The organism is Pseudomonas sp. Irchel 3H7 (assembly GCF_900187605.1).
Taxonomy (GTDB): Bacteria; Pseudomonadota; Gammaproteobacteria; order Pseudomonadales; family Pseudomonadaceae; genus Aquipseudomonas.
This window is the reverse complement of record NZ_FYEA01000009.1, coordinates 248,960-264,145: the sequence shown is the minus strand read 5'-3', so window position 1 is coordinate 264,145 and position 15,186 is coordinate 248,960. Positions and strand designations below refer to the sequence as shown.

The 15,186-nt window shown below is 60.8% G+C and carries 16 protein-coding genes; 7 read left to right on the top strand and 9 right to left on the bottom strand.

The genetic code is table 11. From position 1 onward, the window contains the following. Nucleotides 1–3: 3 nt before the first annotated feature. The 3 genes from CKW38_RS18815 to ureC all read left to right on the top strand — a co-directional run bounded on the left by CKW38_RS18815 (nucleotide 4) and on the right by ureC (nucleotide 2,745). Nucleotides 4–537, top strand: a complete 534-nt coding sequence (locus tag CKW38_RS18815; protein WP_016984790.1) for a GNAT family N-acetyltransferase — start codon at nucleotides 4–6, stop codon at nucleotides 535–537. Further along, nucleotides 537–842 (top strand): urease subunit beta, encoded by a 306-nt coding sequence (locus CKW38_RS18810; protein WP_007915947.1) that lies wholly within the window; start codon nucleotides 537–539, stop codon nucleotides 840–842. Before CKW38_RS18815 ends, CKW38_RS18810 begins: the two co-directional genes overlap by 1 nt. Nucleotides 843–1,044: 202 nt before the next feature. Continuing rightward, a complete protein-coding gene (ureC, locus tag CKW38_RS18805) occupies nucleotides 1,045–2,745 on the top strand; it encodes an urease subunit alpha (protein ID WP_007915945.1) in 1,701 nt (566 codons plus the stop codon). A gap of 186 nt (nucleotides 2,746–2,931) precedes the next feature. Here ureC and CKW38_RS18800 read toward each other — a convergent pair whose 3' ends face one another. Together CKW38_RS18800 and CKW38_RS18795 are read right to left on the bottom strand one after the other, a co-directional pair. Beyond that, nucleotides 2,932–3,237, bottom strand: a complete 306-nt coding sequence (locus CKW38_RS18800; protein WP_016984795.1) for a chaperone modulator CbpM — start codon at nucleotides 3,235–3,237, stop codon at nucleotides 2,932–2,934. A gap of 23 nt (nucleotides 3,238–3,260) precedes the next feature. Beyond that, the gene (locus tag CKW38_RS18795; RefSeq protein WP_007915937.1) at nucleotides 3,261–4,211 is read right to left on the bottom strand and encodes a DnaJ C-terminal domain-containing protein; all 951 of its coding nucleotides are present in this window, start codon (nucleotides 4,209–4,211) and stop codon (nucleotides 3,261–3,263) included. A gap of 292 nt (nucleotides 4,212–4,503) precedes the next feature. Between CKW38_RS18795 and CKW38_RS18790 the strand changes: the two genes are divergently transcribed. Continuing rightward, nucleotides 4,504–5,778, top strand: a complete 1,275-nt coding sequence (locus tag CKW38_RS18790) for an Hsp70 family protein (protein ID WP_095113524.1) — start codon at nucleotides 4,504–4,506, stop codon at nucleotides 5,776–5,778. Between the two features lie 41 nt (nucleotides 5,779–5,819). Here CKW38_RS18790 and CKW38_RS18785 read toward each other — a convergent pair whose 3' ends face one another. The 3 genes from CKW38_RS18785 to CKW38_RS18775 form a co-directional block, all read right to left on the bottom strand. Continuing rightward, nucleotides 5,820–6,833: an AI-2E family transporter gene (locus tag CKW38_RS18785; RefSeq protein WP_007915933.1), complete on the bottom strand. Its 1,014-nt coding sequence runs from the start codon at nucleotides 6,831–6,833 to the stop codon at nucleotides 5,820–5,822. 303 nt (nucleotides 6,834–7,136) lie between these two features. Then, a complete protein-coding gene (locus tag CKW38_RS18780) occupies nucleotides 7,137–7,442 on the bottom strand; it encodes a PsiF family protein (RefSeq protein ID WP_007915930.1) in 306 nt (101 codons plus the stop codon). A 63-nt stretch (nucleotides 7,443–7,505) separates the two neighbouring features. Further along, nucleotides 7,506–8,300, bottom strand: coding sequence for a helix-turn-helix transcriptional regulator (locus tag CKW38_RS18775; protein WP_007915928.1), 795 nt, complete (start codon nucleotides 8,298–8,300; stop codon nucleotides 7,506–7,508). 96 nt (nucleotides 8,301–8,396) lie between these two features. On the opposite strand from CKW38_RS18775, the gene CKW38_RS18770 reads away from it, so the two are divergent. Then, complete coding sequence (locus CKW38_RS18770) at nucleotides 8,397–9,284, top strand: DMT family transporter (protein WP_007915926.1); 888 nt, start codon at nucleotides 8,397–8,399, stop codon at nucleotides 9,282–9,284. Between the two features lie 109 nt (nucleotides 9,285–9,393). Here CKW38_RS18770 and CKW38_RS18765 read toward each other — a convergent pair whose 3' ends face one another. The 3 genes from CKW38_RS18765 to CKW38_RS18755 all read right to left on the bottom strand — a co-directional run bounded on the left by CKW38_RS18765 (nucleotide 9,394) and on the right by CKW38_RS18755 (nucleotide 11,307). Continuing rightward, the gene (locus CKW38_RS18765) at nucleotides 9,394–10,272 is read right to left on the bottom strand and encodes a triacylglycerol lipase (RefSeq protein ID WP_095113523.1); all 879 of its coding nucleotides are present in this window, start codon (nucleotides 10,270–10,272) and stop codon (nucleotides 9,394–9,396) included. 90 nt (nucleotides 10,273–10,362) lie between these two features. Further along, nucleotides 10,363–10,668, bottom strand: a complete 306-nt coding sequence (locus tag CKW38_RS18760; protein ID WP_095113522.1) for a multidrug efflux SMR transporter — start codon at nucleotides 10,666–10,668, stop codon at nucleotides 10,363–10,365. Beyond that, nucleotides 10,669–11,307: an FMN-dependent NADH-azoreductase gene (locus tag CKW38_RS18755; RefSeq protein WP_095113521.1), complete on the bottom strand. Its 639-nt coding sequence runs from the start codon at nucleotides 11,305–11,307 to the stop codon at nucleotides 10,669–10,671. It abuts the gene before it with no gap. A 108-nt stretch (nucleotides 11,308–11,415) separates the two neighbouring features. Between CKW38_RS18755 and CKW38_RS18750 the strand changes: the two genes are divergently transcribed. Beyond that, nucleotides 11,416–12,345, top strand: coding sequence for a LysR substrate-binding domain-containing protein (locus CKW38_RS18750; protein ID WP_176472347.1), 930 nt, complete (start codon nucleotides 11,416–11,418; stop codon nucleotides 12,343–12,345). 90 nt (nucleotides 12,346–12,435) lie between these two features. After that, entirely contained in the window at nucleotides 12,436–12,969 is a 534-nt protein-coding gene (locus CKW38_RS18745; RefSeq protein ID WP_007915920.1) for a bacterioferritin, read from the top strand. 93 nt (nucleotides 12,970–13,062) lie between these two features. Here CKW38_RS18745 and CKW38_RS18740 read toward each other — a convergent pair whose 3' ends face one another. Next, nucleotides 13,063–15,138 (bottom strand): AsmA family protein, encoded by a 2,076-nt coding sequence (locus CKW38_RS18740; protein ID WP_095113519.1) that lies wholly within the window; start codon nucleotides 15,136–15,138, stop codon nucleotides 13,063–13,065. Nucleotides 15,139–15,186: the final 48 nt, after the last annotated feature.

Here is a 15,186-nt window from a genome sequence, read left to right as displayed (position 1 = left end):
CCGATGAACGCCGCCCAACTGCGCCGCGTCAATGCTGAAAGTTTTGCCCACTACCGTCAGGGCCTGATTGATCTGCTGCTTGATGCGGTCGGTTACGGCGCCAGTGTCGGCTTCATGGCCGACCTCGATGCGGCTCAGGCGCGCGCCTATTTCGATGAGGTGCAGGACAACGTCAACAAAGGCAGCGTGCTGCTCTGGGTGGTGGTCAAGGACGAGCAAGTGCTGGCCAGTGTGCAGTTGGGCCTGTGTCAGAAGGCTAACGGTCTCAACCGCGCCGAGGTGCAAAAACTGCTGGTGCGCGAACACGCACGGCGGCGCGGCCTCGGCCAGCAATTGATGAGTGCGCTGGAACTCGAAGCGCCCAAACACAAGCGCGGCATGCTCTACCTCGACACCGAGGCCGGCTCGCCCGCCGAAGATTTCTACAAGGCGTTGGGTTACACCCGCGCGGGCCAGATTCCCGATTACGCCTGCGACCCGCACGGTACCTATCGACCGACCGCCCTCTATTACAAGATTCTGCAAGGAGCCCAGTGATGATTCCTGGCGAGTACCAGATCCAGCCCGGCGACATCGAGCTCAACGTCGGTCGCCGCACCGTCAGCCTGAAAGTCGCCAACAGCGGCGACCGGCCGATCCAGGTCGGTTCGCACTATCACTTTTTTGAAACTAACGACGCGCTGACCTTTGATCGTGCAGCGAGCCGTGGCATGCGCCTGAATATTCCGGCGGGGACGGCGGTGCGCTTCGAGCCGGGGCAAAGTCGTGAGGTTGAGCTTGTGGATTATGCCGGGCATCGCCGGGTGTTCGGGTTTGCCGGGCGGGTCATGGGTGATCTCTGATATCGGCGTGCACCGCTGCCCCTCACCCCAGCCCTCTCCCGAGGGAGAGGGAGCTGATCACCGATAGCCGCCCCACCGTGAACAGTCCCCTCTGCGGAGCCGATCACCGATAGCCGACCCACCGCGAACAGTCCCCTCTCCCTCTGGGAGAGGGCTAGGGTGAAGGTCGATGGCTCACCACTATTTTCCTGAAGGACGCTGCATGAAAATCTCCAGACAAGCCTACGCCGACATGTTCGGCCCCACCGTCGGCGACAAGGTGCGCCTGGCCGACACCGAGCTGTGGATCGAAGTCGAACAAGACTTCACCACCTATGGCGAAGAAGTGAAGTTCGGTGGCGGCAAAGTCATCCGCGACGGCCAGGGCCAAAGCCAACTGCTCGCGGCCGAAGTCGTCGACACGCTGATCACCAACGCGCTGATCATCGACCACTGGGGCATCGTCAAAGCCGACGTCGGCCTCAAGGACGGGCGCATCGCCGCGATCGGCAAGGCCGGCAACCCCGACGTGCAGCCGAACGTGACCATCGCCATCGGCGCCGGCACCGAAGTGATCGCCGGCGAAGGCATGATCCTCACCGCCGGCGGCATCGACACGCACATCCACTTCATCTGCCCGCAGCAGATCGAAGAAGCGCTGATGAGCGGCGTCACCACCATGATCGGCGGCGGCACCGGACCTGCCACCGGCACCAACGCCACCACCTGCACCTCCGGGCCTTGGCACCTGGCCCGCATGCTCCAGGCCGCCGACGCCTTCCCGATGAACATCGGCCTCACCGGCAAAGGCAACGCCAGCCTGCCGGAGCCGTTGATCGAGCAGGTCAAGGCCGGCGCCATCGGCTTGAAATTGCACGAAGACTGGGGCACCACCCCGGCGAGCATCGACAACTGCCTGAACGTCGCCGACCAGTTCGATGTGCAGGTAGCGATCCACACCGACACCCTCAACGAATCCGGTTTCGTCGAAACCACCCTCGGCGCGTTCAAGGGCCGCACCATTCACACCTATCACACCGAAGGTGCCGGTGGCGGTCACGCACCGGACATCATCAAGGCCTGCGGCTTCCCTAACGTATTGCCGAGCTCGACCAACCCGACCCGGCCGTTCACCCGCAACACCATCGACGAACACCTCGACATGCTGATGGTCTGCCACCACCTCGACCCGAGCATTGCCGAAGACGTCGCGTTCGCCGAAAGCCGCATCCGCCGCGAAACGATTGCCGCCGAAGACATTCTTCACGACCTCGGCGCATTCTCGATGATCAGCTCCGACAGCCAGGCCATGGGCCGCGTCGGCGAAGTCATCACGCGCACCTGGCAGACCGCCGACAAGATGAAAAAACAGCGCGGCCCACTGCCGCAGGACGGCGCAGGCAACGACAACTTCCGCGCCAAACGCTACATCGCCAAATACACGATCAACCCGGCGATCACCCATGGCATCAGCCATGAAGTCGGCTCGATCGAAGTCGGCAAGTGGGCCGATCTGGTGCTGTGGCGCCCGGCGTTTTTCGGTGTAAAACCGACGCTGATCCTCAAGGGCGGCGCGATTGCCGCGAGCCTGATGGGTGATGCCAACGCCTCGATTCCGACACCGCAACCGGTGCACTACCGCCCGATGTTCGCCAGCTACGGCGGCTCGCTGCATGCCACCAGCCTGACCTTTATCAGTCAGGCTGCGCAGGAAGCCGGGCTGCCGGAAGCGTTGGGTTTGAAGAAAAAGATTGGCGTAGTGAAGGGCTGCCGTGACGTGCAGAAAACCGATCTGATTCACAACGACTATCTGCCGAACATCGATGTTGATCCGCAGACCTATCAGGTCAAGGCTGACGGGGTGTTGCTGTGGTGTGAGCCGGCGGAGACGCTGCCGATGGCGCAGCGGTATTTCCTGTTCTAACCAAAAAAAGGCCCTTCGGGGCCTTTTCAATGTTGAGTCAGAAACTCCGCGTTATCGTTCATCGCTGGCAAGCCAGCTCCCACAGGTTCTGCGCCGATCCGAGATCTACATTCCAACGCAAAACCCTGTGGGAGCTGGCTTGCCAGCGATAAGGCCAGCTCAGCCAGAACAAGATTTTCAGTCTGACTACTCCACCACCAACCGCCCCAAGCGCTGCCGCAACATACGGTTCTCGGCACGCAACTCACGCACCTCCTCCAGCAGATCCAGCGCCAGCGCAACCCCTTCCCACTCCAGCTCCAGATCACGGCGCAACTTCGCCGCACGTTTGGCCAACGCCAATTCGTAATCGGTGAAGCGCCACTCCCGGGGCTGCGCGCCCTGAGGTTCGAGGATGCCGTGCTCGACGATTTCGATCACGTAGACGTCCGACAAATCGGCCGCCTCACAGAATTCTGCCAGGTCCAGTTGAACGATCAGGGGGCTGCTCATGATGGGCTACTCCGTCGTCGAATTCAGAAGTTCTCGCGCGGGTTGAACGCGGCTTTCTTCGCCAGTTCCTGCCACAGCGCCTTGACCTCGTCGTCCGAGGTTTTCGGCATCACGGCTTTGAGCTGGACGAACAGGTAACCGCGCTCGCCTGCCTTGTTTTTCAGGCCATGACCCTTGGCGCGCATGCGCTGGCCGTTCTGGCTGCCGGCCGGAACCTTGAGGTTGATCTTGCCGGTCAGGGTCGGCACCGCCACTTCAGCCCCCAGCGCCAGTTCCCACGGTGCCAGCGGCAAGGTGATGATCAGGTTTTCGCCTTCAACATCGAATTTCGGGTGTGGCGCAAAACGAATGGTCAGATACAGGTCGCCATTCGCCCCGCCACCGACGCCCGGTGCGCCCTGGCCTTTGAGGCGGATGCGTTCGCCGTCGGTCACGCCCGCCGGAATTTTCACGTTCAGGCTCTTGCTGGTATTGCTGACGTGCTGGCCGTTGGCGTTGTATTGCGGCACCTGGAAGGTGACTTTCTTCGATTCGTTAGCGAGCGTCTCCTCGAGGAAGATCGGCAGTTCCATTTCCACGTCTTGCCCTCGGCGCCCAGCACTGCGTTGTTGCCGACCTTCGCCGCCACCGAAACCGGGGCCGCGATTGCCGAAGATCGAACTGAAGAAGTCCGAGAAGTCGCCGGTGTCAGCACCGCCGCCGCCAAAGCCGCCACGGCTCTGCCAGCCCGGTGGCCCCTGGAACGGTTGACCGTGCTGGCCATAGCGGCGCAGCTCGTCGTATTCAGCACGTTTGTCGGCGCTTTTCAGCGCTTCATAAGCTTCCGAGGCGTCTTTGAATTTGGCCTCGGCGTCTTTTTCCTTGCTGACATCGGGGTGGTATTTGCGCGCCAGCTTGCGATAGGCAGCCTTGATTGCCTTGTCGTCTGCTGTCGGCTCCACGCCAAGTATCTTGTAATAGTCTTTGAAGTCCATCGAAGGAATCACCATCCGTTATCGATTTCGCGCCGATGCCAGCATGCGCCGATTCGCGCGTGCCGGGTTGACCGATCTCAAGGTTGTGACCGGGTGGCGCAGCAGAAGTTTATCGGCAGTGGACGGCGGTTCTTGCGACCGCCGGTGGTTCTGCCGGCCCATGCCAGCAAGTTTGGGGCAAAGCTTGAGGTTTCAAGGCAGTTTAGTCGTGAAATAGCAGATGACCGGCCTTCGATTCTGGCGCGCACTGACATACACTGCGCGGCCGTTTTTTTGACCGGAACCGAAAGACATGAAAGACGCCTCTCCAGCCCGTGCCTGCGGCATCGACTTCGGCACGTCCAACTCCACCGTCGGCTGGCTGCGCCCCGGCATGGAAACGATGATCGCGCTGGAAGACGACAAGATCACCCTGCCGTCGGTGGTCTTCTTCAACATCGAGGAACGCCGCCCGGTTTACGGCCGTCTGGCGCTGCACGAGTACCTGGAAGGCTACGAAGGCCGGCTGATGCGCTCGCTGAAAAGCCTGCTCGGTTCCAAGCTGATCAAGCACGACACCAGCGTGCTCGGCACGGCGATGCCGTTCAAGGACCTGCTCGGCCTGTTCATCGGCCAGTTGAAGAGCCGTGCGGAAACCGCCGCTGGTCGGGAATTCGAGCAGGTGGTGCTCGGGCGTCCGGTGTTCTTCGTCGATGACGATCCGCTGGCTGACCAGGAAGCGGAAGACACCCTGGTCGAAGTGGCGCGCAAGATCGGCTTCAAGGACGTGTCGTTCCAGTACGAACCGATCGCCGCCGCCTTCGACTACGAGTCGACCATCGAAAAAGAAGAGCTGGTGCTGATCGTCGACATCGGCGGTGGTACCTCCGACTTCTCGCTGGTGCGCCTGTCGCCCGAGCGTCGTGGCCTCGATAACCGTCACGATGACATCCTCGCCACCGGTGGTGTGCACATCGGCGGGACCGATTTCGACAAACAGCTGAGCCTGCAAGGTCTGATGCCGCTGTTCGGCTACGGCAGCCGCATGAAGAGCGGCGCCTACATGCCGACCAGCCACCACATGAACCTGGCGACCTGGCACACCATCAACTCGGTGTACTCGCAAAAATCCAGCCTGGCGCTGGGCAGCATGCGCTACGACATCGAAGACACTGGCGGCATCGATCGCCTGTTCAAGTTGATCGAACAACGCGCCGGGCACTGGCTGGCGATGGAAGTCGAAGAAACCAAGATCCAGCTGACCCACACCGACAGCCGCCACGTGCCGCTGGACCGGATCGAAGCAGGCTTGAGTGTTGAGCTGACCCGTGCGCTGTTTGAATCGGCGATTGATGCGCTGCTGGAGCGGGTGCGCGGCAGTGTTACGCAGCTGTTGAACGATGCCTGTGTGGCGGTCGATCAGGTCGATACGGTGTTCTTCACCGGTGGTTCGAGCGGGATTCCGGCGCTGCGCAACAGCGTCTCGGCGATGTTGCCGAATGCGCGGCATGTTGAAGGGAATATCTTTGGCAGCATTGGTAGCGGTCTGGCGATTGAAGCGATGAAACGCTACGGCGCCATGAACTGATGATCGTTCCCACGCTCTGCGTGGGAATGATCATGGAGTGGTTAGACCATCCCGCCCAGCTTCAACTCACTCTTCAGGTACGCATAATAAATCGGCCCCGCCACCACCCCCGGCAGGCCGAACGCGGCCTCGAACACCAGCATCGCCAACAGCAACTCCCACGACTTGGCACTGATCTGCCCGCCAACGATGCGCGCGTTGAGAAAGTACTCGAGCTTGTGGATAAAAATCAGATAGCCCAGCGCGGCAATCGCCACCCAGATCGACAGTGACAGGCCGACGATGGTGATCAGCGTGTTCGACATCAGGTTGCCGATCACCGGCAACAGGCCGAGCAGGAAGGTCAGCACGATCAGGGTTTTGGTCAGTGGCAACTTGATGCCGAACATCGGCAGGATCACCGCGAGGAAGATCCCGGTGAAGAAAGTGTTGAGCAGGGAAATCTTGATCTGCGCGAAGACAATGTTGCGGAAGGCCTGCACCAGCAAGTGCAAGCGATCAAACAGGGCCGCAGCCAGCGGTTTGCGCTTGGTCACGTCGGGGATGCGCTGCAAGGCAATGATCGCGCCGAGCACCATGCCGATCAGCAGCGTGACGAACATGTGTGCGGCGTCTTTGCCGACCAGTTGCAGGTCAGACAGGTGCTTGCTCATCCACTCGCCAATCGCCACGCGAAACTCGGCAGCACTGGCCGGTAGATAGGCGTCGATGAACGGCGGCAATTGCCCGCGCGCGCGGTCGACCACACCCATGAATTTGTCGAGGGAAGCGCCGGGGTTTTCCGCTTCATGCAGGAGAAAACTGATCGCGCCGGCGAAGATCAACGCCAGCACACTCACCACCAAAGTGCCGAGCAACGCCACCGCCAGCCAACGCGCGCGGCGGCCTTCGATCAGCCGTTGCAGTTGCGGGGTGAGCATGTTGACCAGTTCAAATACCAATAGCCCGGCCAGCAGACTCGGCAACAAGCGCAACGGTAGCACCAGCAGCAAACCGCCGAAAATGATGATGCAACTGACCCAGAACACTACATGACGCTCAGAAAACGTTGGCATACAGCCTCAAAACGAACGGCGTAAAAGGATTGGCAGTCTGCCAGCGTTCCCGGGGGAGCACTAGGTATATGCGGTGTTTCGGGTTTTGCTGCACGGCTTGAGATCCAGCCCTCACCCTAGCCCTCTCCCGGAGGGAGAGGGAACCGATCGAGGAGTGGCGAAGAAATCCGGTGACCTGCCAGTGCTGTATTGAATCCAGAATCGGCCGGATAGTTCAGGTCGATGGATATCTGAAAACACCGCGGTCAGTCCCCTCTCCCTCTGGGAGAGGGTTAGGGTGAGGGCGCACCCCACAGAACCAGGTTATTTTTTCTTCAGGCAATCACTCATGAACGTCTTGCGCGCATCGCCGGTCAGGGCTTTGGTTTTCGCGTCGGCGTTGCAGGTTTTCATTTTTTCCTGCTGCGGGGTCAGGGCCTTGGCATCGTTGGCCGCTGGCGTTGCCTTGAGGCAGGTGCTCATGAAGGTTTTGCGCTCATCGCCTTTCAGACTCTTGGCGGTCGCATCGGCATTGCAGGTGGTCATTTTGTTCTGTTGCGCCGTGGCGGCGAAACCTTGGGAACACAGGAGCAAACCAATCATCAACAACGGCACACGCAACATCTTCATGGAGTTTTCTCCTTGTCGCCGCTCCGATGGGGGCGGCCTCTGCTGGAGTGTAGCCAAATCTTGTTACACCTTCCTGCCTTCCAGATGGCTACGGCGATACTGCTCCGGCGTGCAACCGGCCTGCCGCGCGAACATGGCGATAAATGCCGAGCCGCTGCTGTAACCAAGATCGAAGGCGATTTCCTGTACGCTGCGCGACGTCTCCAGCGCCTCGATTGCCGCGAGATAACGCAGACGCTGGCGCCACTCGCCGAAACTCATCCCCAACTCCCGAACGAATTGCCGGGCCAGCGTGCGCTCACTGACGTGCACTTGCAGCGCCCAATGCGCCAGCGGCTGATTGTTGCCCGGTTCGGCCTGCAAGGTTTCGAGGATCGCCAGCAAACCCGGGCTGCTCGCGTAGGGCAGATAACACTCATGCACTGGGGCCTGTTGCAGTTGATCGACCAACACCTGCGCCAGACGCTGATCGGCATCCCGTTCGGGAATCTTCACGTCGCGGGCGGCGAAGTCTTTGAGAATCGCCTTGAGAATGTCACTGATCGCCAGGGTACAGGCGCGCTTCGGCAACTCGGTACAAACCTCGGGATCAAGGCACACCGCACGATAGTTGACCGGTTGATGGCTGTAGAAACTGTGCTCGACCTGCGGCGGTACCCACACCGCGTACTGTGGCGGTGACATGAAGCGGCTGCCGTCGACGTCCATGTGCAGCACGCCATGAGCGGCGTACTCCAGCGTGCCCCACGGATGGCGATGCGGCGCGGCGTATTCATGGGCATTGAAGTCGGCGTAGCGGAAGTACACCGCCGATGGCAGTTCGCTGAAATCCAGCAGATCGATGTGTTTGCTGTTCATGCTGTCCGGTTTCAGAGGCAGGTTGTCCGGTTCGAAGTATAGGCCTGCATCCAGACAAGGGATAATCGCCCTTCATCAACGTAATGGTTTCAACTCATGCAATACGCGTTTCCGCTGCTGGCGATTTTTATCTGGGCCGGCAATACCGTGATCAACAAACTCGCGGTCGGGGCAATCTTCCCCGCCGAGATCGGTTTCTATCGCTGGCTCCTCGCCGGTTTGCTGTTCACCCCGTTCATGCTCAAAGCGGTGATCGCGCACTGGCCGCAGATCCGCCCGAACCTGGGCAAGATTTTCATCCTCGGCGTACTCGGCATGGCGGTGTATCAAAGCCTCGCCTACTTCGCCGCAACCCTGACCACCGCCACCAACATGGGCATCATCCTGTCGCTGATGCCGTTGATGTCGCTGGCCATGGCAATCATCAGTCTCGGTCAGCGCCTGACGGCGGGGGCACTGGTCGGTGCGGTGTTGTCGTTTGCCGGTGTGCTGGTGGTGGTGTCCTCCGGCAGCCTCGGCGCGTTGCTGCAGCACGGCGTGAACATGGGCGATGCGATGATGTTGATCGCCACCCTGGCCTATGCGATCTACAGCACTTTGCTGAAAAAATGGCAGCTGCGCCTGCCGCCGCTGGTGTTGCTGTATCTGCAGGTGCTGGTGGCGATTGTCGTGTTGTTTCCGCTATACGCAGCTTCGCCGAAGACCGGGCTGACTCTGCAGAACATTCCGCTCGTGCTGTATGCGTGCCTGCTGGCGTCGATGCTCGCGCCGCTGGCGTGGATGCAGGCTGTGCAGCGTCTGGGGCCGAGCCGCACGACGTTGTTCTTTAACCTGCTGCCATTGATTACCGCGCTGATTGCGGCGGTGGTGTTGAAGGAGCAGTTGGCGATGTATCACTTGGTGGGCGGGTTGTTGACGCTGGGCGGGGTGATTCTTTCCGAGCGCTGGACCACCGTGTTGGGCCGCCGAGTCAGCGTTGCCTGATGGAAAAGATCGCAGCCTGCGGCAGCGCCTACATGAGTTCGGGGCGTTCACAAAATCTGTGTTCGACACTGAACCCGTAGGAGCTGCCGCAGGCTGCGATCTTTTGATCCTAAAGGCCTGCAGCCTTCAGCCGCGCCGCATGCTCGACAAACAGTCGCACCGGATCTGCACCCTTGCCGACCAGCCCCAGCGACTGATTGACGATATCGAAGTGGTCCAGCGGATAGTCATCACCAATCACCGTGCCCAGATGCGAGCTATACCGCCCGACCATCCCATCGCACTGCCCCGGTTCACGCACAAACGTTTTCGCAAACAACCGGCAACTTCGATTCGTCCCGTCAAACAGATTGCCGCCACGATCCGTCTTGCCCGGCTGCAATGTCCCCGACCACGAGTAATAGCGCACACCGTTGACCTCTTCCGGCCCGTGCCCGCCCCACGTTTCCGGCAAGCCCTGTGGATAACGCTGGTTGAACAGCGCCACGCCCTCAGTGGTCAGCGATTGATGCGAGGCGTGAATATCCACCGGCAGTTTCGGCCCGTGGTAACCGGTTTCCATTAGCGCCATCAGCCAGCCGACAAAACGCAGCAATGCCTCAAGCACACGACCCTTGGCGCTGTCCGCCGGGTAATGTTTTTGCAGATAGTCGGCCAGTTCCGAACCATGATTCGGTCCGGCGACCGACGTCACCGAGGCCACCAGATCCGGCCGCTTCGCCGCCGCATAGCGCGCCGTCAATGAGCCCTGACTGTGGCCGAACAGGTTGACCTTTTGCGCCCCGGCTTCGCGCAAGACCTCATCGATGCGCGCCAGCAACTGCTCGCCGCGCACCTCTGTGGAGTTGAGCGGCGACACCTGCACCGCAATCACCGTCGCACCACCCCGGCGCAGTGCCTTGACGATGCCGTACCAGTACGGATAGAGCACCAGCCGGATAAACCCGAGCATTCCGGGCACCAACACCAATGGATAACGCGTCGACATGGCAAACATCCTTGTGGTCGGTGAGTGGATGCCAGACGTGCAAAACGCCCGCCAAGCATCCTCCCTGATCATGACAACTCAACGACCAGCCTACTTCAGGCCCACCACCCCCGCCACAATCAGCCCTACCGAAACCAGTTTGACCAGCGTCAGGCTCTCACCCAACAGGGCAAAGCCGAGGAACACCGTGCCCAGCGAACCAATCGCGGTCCAGATCGGGTAGGCGATGCTCACCGGCAACTCACGCATCGCCAGGGTCAGGAAGTAGATCCCGCCGAGCGCCGCAATCACCGTGATCAACGAGGGCCACAGCCGGGTGAAGCCCTCGGCGTACTTCATGCCCATGGCGAAGGTCACTTCAAACCCGGCGGCGATCAGCAAGAACAGCCAGGCCACCTAGAACTCCCGGGCAAGGCTGAGCAAACGCTGCTCCGCCTCGGCCACCGATACCGCGAAAGTGCGTTCGGCGGACTCTTCGCCCTCGGCCGCGACCACGCTGACGTCATTGATGCCGATGAAACCCAGCGCCGTGCGCAACCATGGATCGGCGTGGTTCAAGGCTTCCAGTTCACCACCCGGACCGAAGCCGAAGCCACCGCGACTGGTGACGATCAAGGCTTTCTTGCCCTGCAACAAAGGCGTGTACTGGGCGACGCCATTGTCCAGCGTGTGATCGAAGGTCAGCCCCAGGCGCACGATCTGATCGACCCAGGCCTTGAGGCCGCTGGGCACGCTGAAGTTGTACATCGGTGTGGAAATCAGCAGCAGGTCGTGCTCGAACAACTCGCCGACCAATTGATCGCTCAGGGCCAGATCGGCCTGCATCGACAGTGGGCGTGCTTCAGGCTGTGGATAAAACGCGGCGGCGACAAAGGCTTCGTTGACCGCCGGAATCAGTGCCCGCCCGACCTCGCGGCGAGTCACTTGCGCCTGCGGATGACGCACCTGCCAGGCACTGAGAAAATGTTCCGCCAGACGCCGCGAATGGGAACGGTCGCCACGTGGGCTGGCATGGATCGCAAGAATTTTGCTCATCTGAAACTCCTTGAGGCTAGACTTGAGTTGGCGTGTCGTTGCAGATTGCAGGTGTCACCCCTAAGCCTCAAATGATCAAAAGTCAGTCTGGATGAGTTTATTTCATCCATGGAGTTTTCAATGTTCGCCTCGCTGCCTCTCACCGCCCTGCGCGCTTTTGAATCGGCGTCACGGCTGCTCAGTTTCAAGGCTGCCGCCGAAGAACTGTCGGTCACGCCCACGGCGATTTCTCACCAGATCCGGTCGCTGGAAGACTGGCTCGGCCTCGCGTTGTTCGAACGCCTGCCACGCCAGGTGCGCCTGACCGAGGGCGGCGAGCGCCTGTTTCGCAGCCTGCACGGCGCATTGCTGGAAGTGGCGCAGAGCGTCGATACCCTGCGCCCGCAGCGCAACGCCAGCACGCTGACGCTATCGACCACCGCCGCGTTTGCCGCGCTGTGGCTGGTGCCGCGCCTCGGACGCTTTTATGCGCAGCATCCGAACATCAACGTGCGCCTCGACACCCACTGCGAAGTCATCGATCTGCATCAGGACGCCAGCGTCGATCTGGTGTTGCGCTACAGCCTCGACGACTACCCGAACCTGTACGGTCTGTGCCTGTTCGATGAATCGTTCGGCGTTTATGGCTCGCCCGAGCAAGTGGCGCTGGCCGCGCGGCGTACGCCAACGTTGATCAGCGTGCGCTGGCACAACTCGAAACTGTATGCCCATGGCTGGGAAGCGTGGTGCGCCAAGGCCGAGGAAAACTGGCTGAACCAGCAACCGGCGATCCGCGAATACGATGAAGAACATTACGCCCTGCAAGCGGCGATCGCCGGGCAAGGGCTGGTGCTGGCGAGCAATATTCTGGTGTCGGAGAGCGTCGCCAGCGGTTTGCTGGTGCCGTACAAGGGCGAGGTTCAGGTCGATGGCGCCGGTTACAGCGCGTTGTGTGTGCCGGGGCGTGAGCGGCATCCGCCGGTGCGGGCGTTTTTTGCCTGGTTGCGCGACGAAGCGCAGCGCTCGGGACTGGTGCCAAGGTCGCAGCAAATCGGGTAAAACTTTTTGCAACGCTCATGACTCACAGCTTAGGTAGCGACCGCGTCCGCAGAACGTGGCGACAATCGGATTAGCCTCCAGGAGATCGAAATGAGCGACGACCTGCATCTGTCAGATGTTCAAACCTTGCGCGACCGTGCGCGCCAACACGTCGAGAATGGCGCCGTCACCGAGGGCTACAGCGCCGACCGTGAAGAGGTGCTGCGCTTGCTCAATGAATCGCTGGCCACTGAACTGGTCTGCGTGCTGCGCTACAAGCGCCACTATTTCATGGCCAATGGCGTGAAAGCCCATGTGGCCGCCGAAGAGTTTCTCGAGCACGCCACCCAGGAAGCCGAGCACGCCGACCGTCTGGCCGAGCGCATCGTGCAATTAGGCGGCGAGCCTGAGTTCAACCCCGACCTGCTGTCGAAAATGTCCCACGCGCAATATGTGGCCGGCAACACCCTCAAAGAGATGGTCTACGAAGACCTCGTTGCCGAGCGGATCGCCATCGACAGCTATCGCGAGATCATTCAGTACATCGGCGAGAAAGACCCGACTACGCGGCGTATCTTCGAAGATATTCTGGCGCAGGAAGAAGAACATGCCGATGACATGGCTGACATCCTGAACGACCTCTAAACCCTATCGCGAGCAGGCTCACTCCTACATGTGGAATGCGTTCCCATGTAGGAGTGAGCCTGCTCGCGATGGCGTCTTTCATAACGCTGAAGATTACTTGGTAGGTTTTACGGTGACAGGCGCCTTGCCCGCCTTCATCTGCTCCAGCAACGGCGCACACTGATTCGGCTCACCGCCACTCGGCGCCACCAGCGCCAACAGCCCCGCCGCCGGTGCGGCAATCACGCCCAACGCAACCATCCCCGCTCCACGCAACATCAGCGGCACGGCCTTCACGCCGGCATCCGGCTTGATGAACTTGCCCCGCACATACAGCGGCGAACGCAGGGAGATCAAACGCCAGCCCTTGGATTCCGGCGTTACCGTCAGATCCAGTTGCTCGGTGGCCATGTTCGCCGTGCCGTCGATATAGATGATCGCGTTCTCGGTATCGAAGACAAACAACTGCGTGGTCGCCAGACCGGTCTTGATGTCAAAGTCGGCGGCTGCGCAGTTGATCTTCACTTCCTTGTCGCCAAAGATCTTGCCGACCACATAGTTGCCGACGTTGAGCCCGGCCAGTTCCATCAGCTCGCGACTGATCGCGCCGTCGTTGATCAACATCTTCAATTTGCCGTTGGCGCCGCCCAGCAGCTTGGCCACCGAGTTGCCGCGACCAGTGATATCGGCGTCGCCATTCAGCTCACCAAAACTGGTCTTCATCGGTTCGAAAGTCGGGAACAGCTCTTTGAGTTTGAACCTGCGCGCAGTCAGCTTCGCCCGGCCTTCCAATGGTTCGGTGCGGCCATTGAGGCGAATCTGTGCATCGAGATTACCGCCAGCGACACCGAAGCGCAGCGGCTCCAGGCTGAGCTCACCGTCATTGAGCTTAAGGTGGGTATAGAGGTCGTTGAACGGCAGTTTCTCGCTGTGGACGATGCGCTTGCCGGTGAACTCGACGTCGGCGTCCATCGCGCGCCAGCGATCAGTCTTGAACTCTTCCACCGGCAGCACTTTATCGGCTGGCTGTTTGCTCTCGCCACCGCGGGCCTTTTGCTTGTCATTGGAGTCGGCGCCGATCAGCGGTGCGAGGTCAGCGAACAACAGTTGATTGGAGAGCAACGCGCCGCTGAGTTTTGGTCGCGGCTGGCTGGCGACGTAGGTCAGGTCGCCATGAATATCACTGCTGCCGATCTTGCCGTTGAACTGCTCATAGGTAAATTTCGCCCCGGCCTCGTCATGCAGCTTGGCGATCAAATGGCCGTCGGTGGCGTACGGTGGGGTGTCCGGCAGGGTCACGCCGGTCAGCGGATAGAGATTGCCGAGGCTGGCGCCGGCCAGTTTCAGGCGCAGATCGAGGGCGCCGAGATTGAGCGGATCGGTCAGCGTGCCAGCCAGTTCGATGCTGGTGTCGCCGATCTTCGCCTGGGCCTGCAGCGGGAATGGCTTGCGCGCATCCTGCAAGGCGAGCAACCCGCCGATCTTGCCTTGGCCGGTGAGGTTCTGCCCGTGGTATTGGCCTTTGACCTTCAAGGCAAACGCATAATCCTGCGGCGCACCGCCATTGTCCTGCGCGGTTTTCGCCGCCTTGGCACCAACGATGTCGCTGTACGGGATCGGCTTGCCCAGCGGATCGATCAGCACATCGAGATTGGTCTTGAGTGTCTGATCGTCGAGGGTGACGTGCCCCTTGTCGAACCCGATCGCGCCGATGTCGACCACCCAGTTCGACGGTTCAGCGTTCGGATCTTTCGGGTCGAACTTGAACGTCCAGTTGGCGCGGCCATCGGCCAGACGCTGCAACTGGGCATTGGGCTCGGTCAGGTCGATGCGCGGAATCACCACCCGTTGCGCCAACAGCGCCAGCGGCGAGATACGCAGCTCAACGCGCTTGAGCGTGACCATCTGCGGTTGCTTCGACCAGTCCGGGTTGCCCAGGCTCAAGTCCTCGGCGACCACGTGCGGCCACGGCACCCACGCGCGCCAGCCACCCTCGTCCGGCTCGCGCTGCCAGATCACCGCGAGATTGCCGTTGATGGCAAACGGTCGGTGCAGTTCTTCCGAGACTTTGGCGTTGAGCGGCGGTTTGATCCGGTTCCAGTCGAAGAACACGATGACCAATACCAGCACGGCCAGTAGCAGCACGAGGATGGCGAAGGTCCAGCTGAAGATTTTTCCAGTGCGCGTCATGCACAAAGCTCCTGATCACGACCGCACGCAAAGACTGCAGCGCACGGC

What these genes read in the sequence shown, in the direction of transcription:
- CKW38_RS18750 (WP_176472347.1), top strand. Translation starts at nt 11,416, where the DNA reads ATGGAGTTTTCAATGTTCGCCTCGCTGCCTCTCACCGCCCTGCGCGCT.
- CKW38_RS18765 (WP_095113523.1), bottom strand. Translation starts at nt 10,272, where the DNA reads ATGTCGACGCGTTATCCATTGGTGTTGGTGCCCGGAATGCTCGGGTTT.
- CKW38_RS18790 (WP_095113524.1), top strand. Translation starts at nt 4,504, where the DNA reads ATGAAAGACGCCTCTCCAGCCCGTGCCTGCGGCATCGACTTCGGCACG.
- CKW38_RS18755 (WP_095113521.1), bottom strand. Translation starts at nt 11,307, where the DNA reads ATGAGCAAAATTCTTGCGATCCATGCCAGCCCACGTGGCGACCGTTCC.
- CKW38_RS18785 (WP_007915933.1), bottom strand. Translation starts at nt 6,833, where the DNA reads ATGCCAACGTTTTCTGAGCGTCATGTAGTGTTCTGGGTCAGTTGCATC.
- CKW38_RS18745 (WP_007915920.1), top strand. Translation starts at nt 12,436, where the DNA reads ATGAGCGACGACCTGCATCTGTCAGATGTTCAAACCTTGCGCGACCGT.
- ureC (WP_007915945.1), top strand. Translation starts at nt 1,045, where the DNA reads ATGAAAATCTCCAGACAAGCCTACGCCGACATGTTCGGCCCCACCGTC.
- CKW38_RS18740 (WP_095113519.1), bottom strand. Translation starts at nt 15,138, where the DNA reads ATGACGCGCACTGGAAAAATCTTCAGCTGGACCTTCGCCATCCTCGTG.
- CKW38_RS18770 (WP_007915926.1), top strand. Translation starts at nt 8,397, where the DNA reads ATGCAATACGCGTTTCCGCTGCTGGCGATTTTTATCTGGGCCGGCAAT.
- CKW38_RS18810 (WP_007915947.1), top strand. Translation starts at nt 537, where the DNA reads ATGATTCCTGGCGAGTACCAGATCCAGCCCGGCGACATCGAGCTCAAC.
- CKW38_RS18795 (WP_007915937.1), bottom strand. Translation starts at nt 4,211, where the DNA reads ATGGACTTCAAAGACTATTACAAGATACTTGGCGTGGAGCCGACAGCA.
- CKW38_RS18775 (WP_007915928.1), bottom strand. Translation starts at nt 8,300, where the DNA reads ATGAACAGCAAACACATCGATCTGCTGGATTTCAGCGAACTGCCATCG.
- CKW38_RS18815 (WP_016984790.1), top strand. Translation starts at nt 4, where the DNA reads ATGAACGCCGCCCAACTGCGCCGCGTCAATGCTGAAAGTTTTGCCCAC.
- CKW38_RS18800 (WP_016984795.1), bottom strand. Translation starts at nt 3,237, where the DNA reads ATGAGCAGCCCCCTGATCGTTCAACTGGACCTGGCAGAATTCTGTGAG.
- CKW38_RS18780 (WP_007915930.1), bottom strand. Translation starts at nt 7,442, where the DNA reads ATGAAGATGTTGCGTGTGCCGTTGTTGATGATTGGTTTGCTCCTGTGT.